Source organism: Streptomyces sp. NPDC058198 (assembly GCF_042882605.1).
Classification (GTDB): Bacteria; Actinomycetota; Actinomycetes; order Streptomycetales; family Streptomycetaceae; genus Streptomyces.
In genome coordinates this window covers 1,765,106-1,776,940 of the sequence record NZ_JBHVVP010000001.1, presented here as the reverse complement: position 1 = coordinate 1,776,940, position 11,835 = coordinate 1,765,106, and the positions used below count along the sequence as shown (strand labels likewise).

General features: G+C 70.0%; 12 protein-coding genes. 1 reads left to right on the top strand and 11 read right to left on the bottom strand.

Going from position 1 to position 11,835, the window contains the following annotated elements; translation table 11 throughout:
* Positions 1–40: 40 nt before the first annotated feature.
* The 11 genes from ssuE to ACFVWW_RS07775 all read right to left on the bottom strand — a co-directional run bounded on the left by ssuE (position 41) and on the right by ACFVWW_RS07775 (position 11,075).
* Positions 41–598, bottom strand: coding sequence for an NADPH-dependent FMN reductase (gene ssuE / locus ACFVWW_RS07825; RefSeq protein WP_386876567.1), 558 nt, complete (start codon positions 596–598; stop codon positions 41–43).
* Positions 599–732: 134 nt separating this feature from the next.
* The gene (locus ACFVWW_RS07820; RefSeq protein ID WP_386876565.1) at positions 733–1,500 is read right to left on the bottom strand and encodes an alpha/beta hydrolase; all 768 of its coding nucleotides are present in this window, start codon (positions 1,498–1,500) and stop codon (positions 733–735) included.
* Between the two features lies 1 nt (position 1,501).
* Complete coding sequence (locus ACFVWW_RS07815) at positions 1,502–2,530, bottom strand: LLM class flavin-dependent oxidoreductase (protein ID WP_386876563.1); 1,029 nt, start codon at positions 2,528–2,530, stop codon at positions 1,502–1,504.
* Positions 2,531–2,604: 74 nt separating this feature from the next.
* A complete protein-coding gene (locus ACFVWW_RS07810) occupies positions 2,605–3,942 on the bottom strand; it encodes an LLM class flavin-dependent oxidoreductase (protein WP_386876561.1) in 1,338 nt (445 codons plus the stop codon).
* Between the two features lie 22 nt (positions 3,943–3,964).
* Positions 3,965–4,834 (bottom strand): ABC transporter ATP-binding protein, encoded by an 870-nt coding sequence (locus ACFVWW_RS07805; RefSeq protein WP_386876559.1) that lies wholly within the window; start codon positions 4,832–4,834, stop codon positions 3,965–3,967.
* The gene (locus tag ACFVWW_RS07800; RefSeq protein WP_386876557.1) at positions 4,831–5,721 is read right to left on the bottom strand and encodes an ABC transporter ATP-binding protein; all 891 of its coding nucleotides are present in this window, start codon (positions 5,719–5,721) and stop codon (positions 4,831–4,833) included. The genes ACFVWW_RS07805 and ACFVWW_RS07800 overlap by 4 nt, the downstream gene beginning before the upstream one ends.
* On the bottom strand, positions 5,718–6,608 hold the full coding sequence (locus ACFVWW_RS07795; protein ID WP_386876555.1) for an ABC transporter permease: 891 nt from the start codon (positions 6,606–6,608) through the stop codon (positions 5,718–5,720). The genes ACFVWW_RS07800 and ACFVWW_RS07795 overlap by 4 nt, the downstream gene beginning before the upstream one ends.
* A 2-nt stretch (positions 6,609–6,610) precedes the next feature.
* Complete coding sequence (locus ACFVWW_RS07790) at positions 6,611–7,639, bottom strand: ABC transporter permease (RefSeq protein WP_386876553.1); 1,029 nt, start codon at positions 7,637–7,639, stop codon at positions 6,611–6,613.
* A 31-nt stretch (positions 7,640–7,670) separates the two neighbouring features.
* Entirely contained in the window at positions 7,671–9,242 is a 1,572-nt protein-coding gene (locus ACFVWW_RS07785) for an ABC transporter substrate-binding protein (protein ID WP_386876551.1), read from the bottom strand.
* A 481-nt stretch (positions 9,243–9,723) separates the two neighbouring features.
* The gene (locus ACFVWW_RS07780; protein WP_386876549.1) at positions 9,724–10,644 is read right to left on the bottom strand and encodes a DsbA family protein; all 921 of its coding nucleotides are present in this window, start codon (positions 10,642–10,644) and stop codon (positions 9,724–9,726) included.
* Entirely contained in the window at positions 10,641–11,075 is a 435-nt protein-coding gene (locus ACFVWW_RS07775) for an RrF2 family transcriptional regulator (protein ID WP_386876547.1), read from the bottom strand. The genes ACFVWW_RS07780 and ACFVWW_RS07775 overlap by 4 nt, the downstream gene beginning before the upstream one ends.
* 139 nt (positions 11,076–11,214) lie before the next feature.
* Between ACFVWW_RS07775 and ACFVWW_RS07770 the strand changes: the two genes are divergently transcribed.
* The gene (locus ACFVWW_RS07770) at positions 11,215–11,721 is read left to right on the top strand and encodes a cupin domain-containing protein (RefSeq protein WP_386876545.1); all 507 of its coding nucleotides are present in this window, start codon (positions 11,215–11,217) and stop codon (positions 11,719–11,721) included.
* Positions 11,722–11,835: the final 114 nt, after the last annotated feature.

Genomic DNA, 11,835 nt, shown 5'->3' with positions numbered 1-11,835 from the left:
CTGTGGGCTTGGGAGCCGTATGAGCTCCCGGCCGCGTTGCTCATGGGGTGGCGGCCAGAACCGGCGTACGGCCCCCCAGCGCGGCGGAGAACCGGTCCGTCACCTGTTCCAGGGCCTCGGCAGAGCCCGGCGCGACGGTCAGCGTGCCGTCGTCGCCGACGGTGATGTCCTTGTCGAGCGTGAACCAGCCCTGGACGATGTGCGCGGCGCCCATGGAACTCAGCACGGGGCGCAGCGCGTAGTCGATTGCCAGGACGTGGGCGGTGCTGCCGCCGGTCGCCAGCGGCAGCACGGTCTTGCCGGTCAGCGCGTACTGCGGGAGCAGGTCGAGCAGAGACTTGAGCAGACCCGAGTAGGCGGCCTTATAGACGGGGGTGCCGATCACCACACCGTCCGCCTGCTCGAACAGCGCCGTGGCCTCGACGACCGCCGGGTGCCGGAAGTCGGCACCGAGCAGCGCGCCGGCGGGCAGGGTACGGACCTCGAGCGAGGTGACGTCGTGGCCCTGGAGCCTGAGCCGGTCGTCAAGGTGACGCAGGAGCCGGGCGGTACGGGAGGTTGCGGAGGGGCTTCCGGAGACGGACAGTATGGCGGCCATGTGGCGACCTTCCAGGGTCGGGGTTCAGGAGTATCGGGTGGGCTCGGACAGTGCGCTTGTGAGGATGTGGGGCAGCCCCCGATGACGCCGTCGACGTCTCTGCCGTTGACGGGGCGCCGGCAGGACGGCAGCGCTCACCACGCGCTCGATTCCACCGCGATCACCGGCACCAGTTCATTGCGCAGTGTCTCCAGGAATGTGACGATCTCAGCCGCCACCGAGCGGTGCTGCACGTCGTTCAGGACGTCGTGGTGGGCATCGTTGACCACCGAAAGGCGGGCGCGGGGCAGTGACTTCGCCGTGCGGACGAGCGCCTCGCGGTCCGCGAGCGGATCGGCGTCGCCGATGAGGATCAGCGCGGGGACGGCGATGTCGCTGGCGTATGCCGCCGCGAGCAGTGCGTCCGGCACCGCGTCGTTGAGCGAGCCTCGCCGGACCTGGGCGTCGTCGGTGAGCGTGTGGCGATGGGCAGGACAGAAGGTGCGTACGTCGAGCTCGTGGTCCCAGGGACCGGCGGCGGTGGCTGTGTGGCCAGGAAACCCCGCGAGAACCACGGCGTCCGGCAGCCGGGCGGCAGGGATCTCTTCCCGTCCGAGGAGCGCAGCGGTGGCGACGGCGCCGGTGTCCGCCCCGACCAGCACGATGGGGTGGACGACACCGTCCCCGGCCGAGGTGTCCTCGACGGCGCTGGCGAGCCGGGCGCCGAAGCGGGTCAGCGAGCCGGTCAGGTCGTCGGCGTCGATGTCCGGGGCGTCGACGACGCGGACGCGGTAGGCGTCGGCTGCGAGGCGCTTGCCCAACCGGGCGTAGGTCGCCCGGGTCTCTCCCCGGCCGGGGACCACCACGATCGTGCCGCGCGTGCGGAGGCCCTCGGGGCCGTAGTGGTCGGTGTACTCGGTCATCTCACACTCCTGCGGGTTCGGTCGCGGTCGCGGGCTTCCAGCCCAAGGCGGGTGCCACCTCGGTCGCGATGAGCTCAAGGGCACGGATCGCAGCGTCGTGGTCAGGGACAGCGGGGTTGAACTGGGTGATCAGGTCGGTCGCGACGGGCAGGACCTTCTCTTGCAGGAGCTCTGCGGCGATCTCGTCGGGAGAGCCGTAGAAAGAGTGGAAGCGGCGCAGCGCCTCGTCCCTGTCCAGGCCCTTCGGAAAGGCACCGCTCTCCGCCATGCGGAGCGCCGCCCGGTGGACGTCGTCGCCGATCTGCTGGAGCGCCGTGCGCTTGTCCTTCGCGGGGAACACGAACCGGGACACCCCGATCCGCGGGCGGCGCGGCTGGTTCCACGCGGCGAGATACGTCTCCGCCCACGGGCGCTGCACTTCGTCGGTGGGGGCCTCGAACCCGTACGCCGCGCGGTTGAGCAGCAGGTTCGAGCCGCCGGCCGCGGCGTACGCCGCACCGTCGCCGCTGAAGACGCCCTGCCAGATGCGGTCGGTGAAGTCGGCGGCCGGCGGCTGGATGCGGAAGCCCGGCGTGCGCACTTCCTCGTTGGCCAGGGCCCGGCGGAGAACCTTGAGGTTCTCGCTGGTCAGCTCGCGCTTGCGGGCGACGTCCTTGCCGAACGCGGCGTACTCCAGCGCGCTGGAGCCGCTTCCTACGCCGATCTCGACGCGACCGCCGCTGAGCAGGTCGACGGCGGCCACGTCCTCGGCGAGGCGGACCGGGTCTTCCAGCGGAAGGACCGTGATGGCCGTACCCAGCCGTATCCGGGTGGTTCTCGCCGCGGCGTGGGCGAGGAAGGTCCACGGTGAGGACAGGCCGCCGCCTCCGGGAGCGACGTGGTGCTGGGCGACCCAGCCGACGTCGAAGCCGAGTTCATCGGCGGCGACGAAGAGTTCTTGGGCGTTGCGGTACGTCCGGGCCAGGTCGTCGTCGCGGCCCTGGACATGGGTGAGGAAGCCGAGCCTGAAGCGCGGCGTCTCGGTGGTCATGAGGTGATTCCCTTTCAGGGGTCAGCCGGCGGAAAGTCAGGTCGGGGACTGCGGCGGGGAGTCGCCGCGCGCCGTCATGTCGCGGCCGCGCCCTCGCGGGTGTGGCGGTTGGCGGGAAGCGGCAGCCCGAGGTTGCCGCGCAGGGTGTCGGCCGCGTACTCGGTGCGGAACAGCCCGCGCTTCTGCAGGATCGGAACGACGCCGTCGACGAAGAGGCTGAGGTCGTCGGAGGTTCGGAAGGCGAGGTTGATGCCGTCGAAGGTGCCCGCGTCGAACCACTGCTCGATGCTGTCCGCGACGGTCTCCGGCGCCCCGACGAACGGCGACCGGCGGAACTCGTTGATCGACTCGGCGACCTGGCGCAGCGTGAGGTTCTCCTCCCGGGCACGCCCGATGATCTTGGAGGCGCCCGTCCTGCCCCCGTTCTCGGCAAGGTGGGCGACGTCCGGGAACGGCGCGTCCAGGTCATGCCGGCTGAAGTCGTACGCGCCGAACGAGCGTCCCAGGAGCGCGAGGTTCCGGTCGAAGTCGTTGTCCTCCGCGAAGATCTCCCGCTCGCGCTGCTTTGCCTTCTCGTCGGTCGCGGCGACGACCGGGCCGCCGTGGATGAAGATCTTGATGTGCTCGGGGTCGCGGCCGTAGGACGCGGTGCGCTTCTTGATGTCGGCGTAGTACTCCTGCGCCTGCCGCAGGGAGCCGCCCGGCGCGTAGATTCCCTCGGCGACCTGTGCGGCGAGGTCGCGGCCCTCGTCGGAGACCCCGGCCTGGAATATGACCGGCTGGCCCTGGGGCGAGCGGGAGATGTTGAGCGGTCCCGCGACCTTGAAGTGCTCCCCGACGTGGTCGAGTGCGTGCAGCTTGGCCGGGTCGAGGAAGACGTTGCGCTCCACGTCGGCCGGGAAGGCGTCGTCCTGGTAGGAGTCCCACAGGCCGCGGGCGACCTGGACGAACTCCAGGGCGCGGCCGTAGCGGGTGGTGTAGTCGAGGTGCTCGTCGAGCCCGAAGTTCTTGGACGTGCCGGTGTCGAAGCTGGTCACCACGTTCCAGCCGGCGCGGCCGCCGCTGATGTGGTCGAGGGAGGCGAACCGGCGGGCGAGGTTGAACGGCGAGTTGTACGTCGAGCTCGCCGTGCCGACCAAGCCGATGTGCTTGGTGTGGGTGGCGACCGCCGACAGCAGTGTGAGCGGCTCCAGCCGGTTGAGGTAGTGCGCCGGATAGGTGGCATTGATGAACTGGCTGTCGACGACGAAGAGGGCGTCGAAGAGCGCGTGTTCGGCGGCCCGGGCCTGCTGGATGTAGTAGTTGATGTCGATGCTGGAGTTCTTCGCGACGCGCGGGTCCTTCCAGAGACCGTGCTGGCCGGGGCCTCCGACGCCGTACGGGTGCAGTGCGAGGTGGATCTTGCGGGACATGGCTGTTCCTTCCGTGGTGCGTTCAGGCGCTCAGCAGCGCGCGCAGGGCTTCGCGCTCGGTCCGGTCGGCAGGAGTCGTACGCAAGGTGGGCGCCGAGCCGACGAGCAGGCGGGTGTAGGCGTGCTGCGGGTGATTGATGACGTCACGGGCGGCGCCGGCCTCGACGAGCTCGCCCTGGTAGAGCACGGCGATACGGTCGGCGGTCCCGGCGACGGACCCGAGGTCGTGGGAGATGAAGACGAGGGCCACCCCGGCGGCGCGGAGTTCCTTGAGAATCTCCAGGACCTGGACGCGGTTCGCGGAGTCCAGGGCGCTGACCGGCTCGTCGAGGATGACCAGCTTGGGCTCGGTGACCAGTGCCCGGGCCACGGCGACACGCTGGCGCTGTCCGCCGGAGAGTTCTCCCGGCAGCCGGCCGAGCAGGTCCTCGGAGAGGCGGACGCGGTCGAGGAACGAGCGGGCCCGCTCGGCCGCCTCCTTGCGCGGGACGCCCCGGACGAGCAGCGGTTCGATCAGGGAATCCTCGATGATGAGGTCCGGGTCGAGGCTGCGCAGCGGGTCCTGGAAGACGTACTGGATCACGCCGCGGCGGCGCAGGCCGCGCCACTGACGGTTGCTGTACCTGGTCACGTCCTCGCCACCGACGACGATCGAGCCGGCCGAGGCGGGCACCAGGCCGAGAACGGCACGGGCGAGGGTGGACTTGCCCGACCCCGTCTCGCCGATGACGCCGACTGTTTCGCCGGGCGCGACGCTCAGCGAGACCCCGTGCAGGGCGCCGCGGCGTCGGCGGCCCCGGCCGTAGTGCACCTTGAGGCCGGTGACCTCCAGGGCCGCGCTCGGGGTCTCCTCGCGGCCCTCCGCCGTCACTGCTGGGGGCTCGGTGGTCACGACTCCTCCTTCGGTGCGAGAAACTTCTCCAGGCCGTACTGGTCGTGCTCGGCAATGAGCAGCTGGGTGTACTCGTGCTGCGGGTCGTACAGCACCGCCCGCGTCGGGCCGTGCTCCACCACGTCGCCCTGCCGCATCACGAGGACCTCGTCGCACCGCTGGGCGACGACGGCCAGATCGTGGGAGACGACCACGAGCGCCAGGCCGGCCCGCTCGCGCAGTTCGGCGAGCAGGTCGAGGATCTCGGCCTGGACGGTGACATCGAGCGCCGTCGTGGCCTCGTCGGCGATGAGGGCCCGCGGTTCGGCGGCGATGGCCGCCGCGATCAGGACGCGCTGGAGCATGCCTCCCGAGAGCTCGTAGGTGTACTGGCCGTAGACCAGCTCCGGGTCACGCAGGCGCACCGCCCGCAGCAGTTCGACGGCGCGGTGCCGTGCCTCGCGCCGCTTCAGCCCCTTCTTGACCCGGATGACCTCGGCGATCTGAGCGCCCACGCGGATCGAGGGGTTGAGGTACGACGCCGGGTCCTGGAAGACCGCGCTGATCGTGGCGCCACGCAGTGCCGTCCACTGAGGGGGCGTCAGGGTGGCGATGTCGGTGCCGGTGATCTCGACGCGGCCGGCGGTGACCTCGAAGTGAGGGGGCAGGATGCCGAGCGCGGCACGGCAGGTGAGGGTCTTGCCGCTGCCGGACTCGCCGACGATGCCGACCGCCTTGCCGGGCGTGAGCTCGAAGCTGACCCCGTGGACGATCTCCTCGTCCGTGACCCGGTCGCTGATGCGTACGTCACGGACAGCGAGCACCGGCGGAGCCGTCGGGCCGGTCGCATCGGCGCTCACGCCGTGCTGTGTCTGCTCGGGAGCGGTGTTCTGGGACAGCATCGTCATCGGGCACCTCCGGCGGAGACGGGACGGCCCTTGCCGAGGCGGTTGGCTCGGGCCTTGCGGTTGTTGACCAATGCCCGGCCCGCCTCGCCGGAGACGTCGCGAATCGCGTCGGCCAGGAGATTGCTGGCCCAGACGGTGACCATGATCAGCAGAGCGGGTGCCAGTGGTGCCCACGGCTGGTGGCTGAGGTAGCCCAGGTCAGAGGCGAGCAGGCCGCCCCACGTCGGTGCGGGGGGCTGGATGCCGATGCCGAGGAACGTCAGGCTCGAGACGATGACGAACCCGACGCCGATGGTCTGGGCGAGTGCGACCGCGATCGGCGGGAGCACCTTGCCCCAGACGTGGCGGCGTACGACCCAGCCGATGGAGGCGCCGGAGATGAGCGCGGCTTCCACGTACTGGGAGCGGGCGACGGAGAGTGTGGCGGCGCGGGCCACCCGGTAGAAGAGGGGGGAGACCAGCGCCCCCGTGACGAGCATGGCCTGAGTCATGCCGTTGCCGAGCAGTGCGATCACGGCGACGGCGAACAACAGGAACGGCAGGGCGACCAGCGTGTCTGCCAGGCGCAGGGTGAGCCACTCGAAGACCCGGCCGAAGTAGACCGACAGGATGCCGGGGATCGCGCCGACTACCAGGGCCATCAACGCGACTTCGAGCGAGCCGAGCACGCTGACGCGCGAGCCGTCCAGGAGGCGGCTGAACACGTCACGGCCGAGGTAGTCCGTACCCAGCCAATGGGCACCTGAGGCGGCCGCGAGCGTGTTGTCGCTGGTGGCCAGAGGATTCTGCGGAGCGAGCCACGGGCCGAAGAGCGCGAGCAGCGCGATGACGGCCAGGATGGCGACGGCGATCCTGCCGGACGTGAGTGCGAGTACGCGGCGCACCATGTTCACACCCCTCGCTGAGAGGCCGGCGTCACGCGTGCCAGCACCAGGTTGACGATCAGGTTGAAGGCGACGACCAGCACGATCGACACCACGAGGACGCCCTGCACCGCCGGTACGTCACCGGCCTGGGCGGAGTCGTTGGCGAACCTGCCGAAGCCCTGCAGGCCGAAGATCCACTCCGTGACGACGGAGGCACCGACCAGTGAGGGGAACTTCAGACCGAGCGTGGCGAGCGTCGGCCCGAGGCCGTTGCGCAGGATGTGACCGAAGAAGACCCTTCGTGGACTCAGCCCCCGCACCACCGCGCCCGTCACGTAGTTCTCGCTGTAGGCGGAGACGAGAGCGGTACGCAGCTGGCGAGCGACGTCGGCGACGACATCGCAGCTCAGTGCGAGCGCGGGGAGAGTAATGTGCGCGAGCCACGGGCCGATTCCCTGCTGCGCCGGTATGTAGCCGGCCGAGGGGAACAGGTCGAGTCCGACCGCGAAGACCGCGACCAGCACGATGCCGACGACGAAGGGCGGCATCACCGAGATGACGGTGACCAGTCCCGTGATCGCGCGGTCGATCACCGTCGTGCGCCGGAGCGCCGCCACCGTGCCGAGAACGAAGCCGGCGAGGATCCCGATGACGAGTGCGAACGTCGCGACGGAGAGACTCACGCCCAGGCCGAGGCCGATGAGCGTGGATATGTCGGCCCCGTTGACCCAGCTGACGCCGAGTTCTCCGTGCAGGACGCCGGTGAACCAGTCCCAGTACTGGGTCAGGAAGGGCTTGTCGAGACCCCACTGGGCCTCGATCCTCTGGACCGCCTCGGGAGTCGCCTCCTCGCCCAGCTGGATCCGCGCCGGGCTGAGCCCGCTCAGCGACCGCAGTGCGAAGGTCACGAAGGTCGCCACCAGGAACACGGGCACGAAGATGGCGATCGACCGGGCGAGGACGGCCAGGATGCGGCCCAGCGCGTGCCGCATCCTGGTTACGGCGACCCCGCGACGGCGGGCAGGCATGATCTGGAGCGCGTTCGTCGTCATGGGGCTGCCTCCTCTCTGGAGTGGGTGAAGGTCAGTTGCCGGAGATGGTCACGCCGGTCCAGTCGATGTGAGCCGGGTTCTTCGGCAGACTCGAGATCGACTTGCTCTTGGCGAAGAGGTTCGGCGAGGAGTACGTGAAGATCAGCGCCTTGCTCTGGAGCCCCGACCGGGTCGCCGCCCGCAGGACCTCCGTGTAGTCCGGCGCGTCCAGTGGGGTCTGACGGACCTTCGCGGCTGCCGCCTCGAAACCGCCCGGCTCGTACGGCGTGCTGAGGTTGAGCGGGCCGTTGGGGCCGAAGTGAGCGGTGAGGGTCTGCAACGCGGAGTCCCGGCCCGTGGTGCCGTACAGCGAGAAGGCCAGTTGCTTGGCGAAGAACGGGGTGGCCCAGTTCTTGTCGATTTTGATGTCGACGTCGATGCCGACCGCTGCCAACTGCGACTGGACGATCTCGGCTTGGGGGTCCTCGGCGGGGATGACCAGGTTGAGCTTGATGTCTCCGGCCTTGTGACCGGCTTCGGTGAGAAGCTTCTTCGACTTCGCCGGGTCGTACGGGTAGGAGTTCTCCGACGTCGGGTCGTAGGCCGTGTACTCCTTCGGGAACGGCTGGTCGGTCGCCTCGCCGTAGCCGAAGGTCAGCTTGTCCACGAACTCCTTGCGGTTGATGGCGTAACGGACGGCGTCGACGACCTTGTCGTCCTTGAACGGCGCCTTGTTGATGTTGAGGCTGATGTTCGAGGCGTTGAAGCCGGGCTGGACGAAGACATCCAGGTCGGCCTTCTTGGCGGCATCCGCCTGGCTCGGGTCGAGGTCGGCGAAGTTGTAGACACCGGTCTGCAGCCCAGAGACGACTGTTGAGGCGTCGGGGGCCGAAACCAGCTCGACGTTGTCGATGTGAATGTTCTTCGCGTCCCAGTAGTCCGGATTCTTCTTCAGGACGACCTTGGTGCCCGGTATCAGCTGCTTGACGATGAACGGCCCGGCGCCGACCGGGTTCTGGTCCAGCTTCTCGGGGGCCTCGGCCGCCCGGGGGCTGGCGATCTGCAGGACGCGCTGACCGAGCAGCTGCGGTATCTGGTAGTCGACCTGGCTGAGGTGCAGAACCGCGTTCAGTCCGTTGGCGTCCACCGACTTGATCGAGGTCAAGTCACCGAAGAGTGCGGAATTCTTCTGCTTTTTGGCCCGCTCGATCGCGGACTTGACCGCGGCGGCGTCGACCGGCTCGCCGTCGCTGAACTTCAGGCCGGGGCGCAGGTGAAAGGTGATCCGGTCACCCTTGTCGTTGTACTCCCAGCTCTCGGCGAGGTCCGGGACGGCCTTGCCGCTCTCGTCGGTACGTGTCAACGAGGCGTACACCAGGGCGAGTTCGCGGAACTGGGCGCCGCTGCCCGAGACCACCGGATCCCAGTGGGCCGGGAAGTACGAGGAGGCCCACTTCAACGTGGCGTTGCCGGCCGAGGCGGAGACATCGCCCCCGCAGGCGCTCAGGGCCGGGGTGAGCAGGCCGACCAGGGCGGTTCCGAGGGCTGCGGCGCGCAGGCCGCCTGCCCGTCGGACGGAGGGGACGTCCAGTCTGGGGCGGCGGATCGTGATGCGTGCGGACATTTCATTCTCTCTGTGAGGGATCCCGGACCGGGGCAGGGCATGAGGGATCAGGGAACGGCGATGACTCGGTACGAACCCGCGCGGAATCGTCGGCTCGTACCCGGGACGGGCAGGCCGGCAAAGGCTTCGGTGCACCCTGGGGCGGACACCGCGCGAGGCAGCCGGGATCGGCGGTCTCGCGGGGCGGGCCGGGGATACGGAGAACGCGCGACGGAACGCGGAGGCGGAGGCGCGGAGGGCAGGCGCGGCCGGAGGAACGGCGGGCAGTCGATGCTGCCGGCAGGGGTCAGGCGGCGCCTGTGGGCCGGGGGCGGCGGGTGGTCAGCGACAGAGAGCGCTGGAGGTGCGCCGCAGGTCCACGTAGCGGCACATCACACCGGGGTGCGTCGTGAGCATGCTGCACATCCTGGGGGCAGCCGTCAGATGCTGTCAATGGACACCAATTGGTGTCTCATTCCGTGGAACGGGCTCTGACCGCAGCTCAGAGCCCTCTCGGAACGGGAGGGGTGGCGGCCGGGTGCACTGCGGCCTCGTCGGGATGCAGCCACAACGGACCGTTCCCGGTATCCACACGGACCCCGTGCCGCGGCGGCCAGGCTCCCTCCGTCAGCAGCGGCCGCTCCGGCTCGGTCAGGCTCCGGTAGCGCTCCAGCGCCACGGCCGGAGAGAGCGGCACTGAGGCATTCAGCAGCCCGGGGCAGAGCTCGTCGACGGCCGCCGCGTACGCCTCGAAGGGCCGCCAGCCGGGCACCGCGCGGTATCCCGCCGGGGCGCGGACCAGCAGTGTCGGGAGTGCGTAGCGGTATCCGCCGTCGACGGTCTGCTTGGCCGCGCCGGGATGGGGCGATCCGCCCCGCACGGACAGCACTTCGGGGACCGGGCGGCGTGCCTCCGCACGGTCGGCGCGCACCCGTTCCAGCGTGTCGGCGGACGCGGCATCGGCCGCCAGCCGCTCCGGGTCCAGGCCCGGCACACCCCGCACCGCGGACAGTGCCAGTGCGGTGGTGTCCGCCGGCTCACCGAGCACGAAGACGGTCTCCCGTAGCCGTCGCAGCACCCGCTCGGCCACGTCGGCGCCCTGGAGTTCCGCGGCCTTGGCGACGAGTGAGGAGGGCCAGGAACTGGCCGCCACCCGGCTCAGCCGGGCCGCGCGGGGGGCCAGGGTGTGCGTGCTGATCTCCGCCACGTGGCGTGAGTACCAGGCCGTCTCGGCTGCCGGGTCGGGCGGCGGGTCGTCGTCGTGATCGAAGAGGATGGCGTACGCCCGTCGCCAGCGGACCCGGCCGGCCAGCGCCTCCCGCAGCCTGCGGAAGACGGGTTCCGATCCCCAGGCCCAGGGGCAGAGCGGGTCGGTGTACTCCACCACCTCCACCACCGGCGGCGGGTCCGGTGCGCCCGTCATACGGCGCCGGTCCCGGGCTGATGGCTGGTCGCGCCCACGGGCAGCAGCGAGGTCAGCGGAAGCCCGCCCAGGACCGCCGCCGCACCCGCCTCGATCTGTCGCCACACCCCGGGCAGGCCCCCTGCGGGACCGGGGTAGTCGAGTCCGGCCAGCGGCTCGCCGCGCAGGGTGATCACTTCACCGTCGACGGCGCGCACGATGTCCAGAAGGGTGATCTCGTCGGCGGGCCTGCCGAGCCAGTAACCGCCCTCGCAGCCGCGCTGACTACGCACCAGGCCGGCTTTTCGCAACTCACCCACCACGGACTTCAGGAACCGGAACGGAATCTCCTGCGAGGACGCGATGGCCTCGCAGGTGAGCGGACGGCCAGGCTCGGAGGCGAGCTCCATGAGAGCCCGCGTGGCGTAGTCCGCCTTCGCGGAGATATGCATGCGCACATCATGCCCGGACGGCCGGCCCGGGGCGAAGGCTTCCATCGGTTCCCCCCATACATTTCAGGAACAGTGCCGCAGGTGAAGGGGATAGGACACCTCTTGACATCCTTTCTGGCGCCGCTTTAGCGTCTCGGCCATGAGCGAGCCGTTGACGACCCCCGGTGAAGGCTTCCACCCTCATCTCCACGACGCCCCGGGCCGCCCCGCGGCACCGCTGCACACCCGTCTGCACCACATCCGCGCGGACTCCCTGGACGGAGACACGGCGCAGACCGGCGGCATGCGCAGGTTCGCCGCCATCAGCGGGAAGACCGTCGGTTCCGAGAAGCTGTGGATGGGCCAGACCCACGTGGCCCCCGCGACCTCCTCCTCCGATCACCACCACGGCGAATCCGAGACCGCCATCCATGTGGTCGGCGGACACCCCGAGTTCGTCTTCCTGGACGACTCGGGCGAAGAGCCGGAAGAGGTGCGACTGCGTACGTCACCTGGCGACTACATCTTCGTCCCGCCGTTCGTGCCGCACCGGGAGGAGAACCCCGACCCGACCGAAGAAGCCGTGGTCGTCATTGCCCGCAGCACCCAGGAGGCGATCGTGGTCAACCTTCCCCGGCTGTATGCCCTTCCGGCGGAGGAAGCCTGACGGGCAGTCTGCTCGGCTGCTTGGATTACTGGCGGCCCCGGCCGTGCGCCACATCGTGGCCGGCCCGGAAAGACCCACGCGGCCCCCGAGCCGGAGAAGTCCGCCGTCGAGGCG

What these genes read in the sequence shown, in the direction of transcription:
- ssuE (WP_386876567.1), bottom strand. Translation starts at nt 598, where the DNA reads ATGGCCGCCATACTGTCCGTCTCCGGAAGCCCCTCCGCAACCTCCCGT.
- ACFVWW_RS07820 (WP_386876565.1), bottom strand. Translation starts at nt 1,500, where the DNA reads ATGACCGAGTACACCGACCACTACGGCCCCGAGGGCCTCCGCACGCGC.
- ACFVWW_RS07815 (WP_386876563.1), bottom strand. Translation starts at nt 2,530, where the DNA reads ATGACCACCGAGACGCCGCGCTTCAGGCTCGGCTTCCTCACCCATGTC.
- ACFVWW_RS07810 (WP_386876561.1), bottom strand. Translation starts at nt 3,942, where the DNA reads ATGTCCCGCAAGATCCACCTCGCACTGCACCCGTACGGCGTCGGAGGC.
- ACFVWW_RS07800 (WP_386876557.1), bottom strand. Translation starts at nt 5,721, where the DNA reads ATGACGATGCTGTCCCAGAACACCGCTCCCGAGCAGACACAGCACGGC.
- ACFVWW_RS07795 (WP_386876555.1), bottom strand. Translation starts at nt 6,608, where the DNA reads ATGGTGCGCCGCGTACTCGCACTCACGTCCGGCAGGATCGCCGTCGCC.
- ACFVWW_RS07790 (WP_386876553.1), bottom strand. Translation starts at nt 7,639, where the DNA reads ATGACGACGAACGCGCTCCAGATCATGCCTGCCCGCCGTCGCGGGGTC.
- ACFVWW_RS07785 (WP_386876551.1), bottom strand. Translation starts at nt 9,242, where the DNA reads ATGTCCGCACGCATCACGATCCGCCGCCCCAGACTGGACGTCCCCTCC.
- ACFVWW_RS07780 (WP_386876549.1), bottom strand. Translation starts at nt 10,644, where the DNA reads ATGACGGGCGCACCGGACCCGCCGCCGGTGGTGGAGGTGGTGGAGTAC.
- ACFVWW_RS07775 (WP_386876547.1), bottom strand. Translation starts at nt 11,075, where the DNA reads ATGCATATCTCCGCGAAGGCGGACTACGCCACGCGGGCTCTCATGGAG.
- ACFVWW_RS07770 (WP_386876545.1), top strand. Translation starts at nt 11,215, where the DNA reads ATGAGCGAGCCGTTGACGACCCCCGGTGAAGGCTTCCACCCTCATCTC.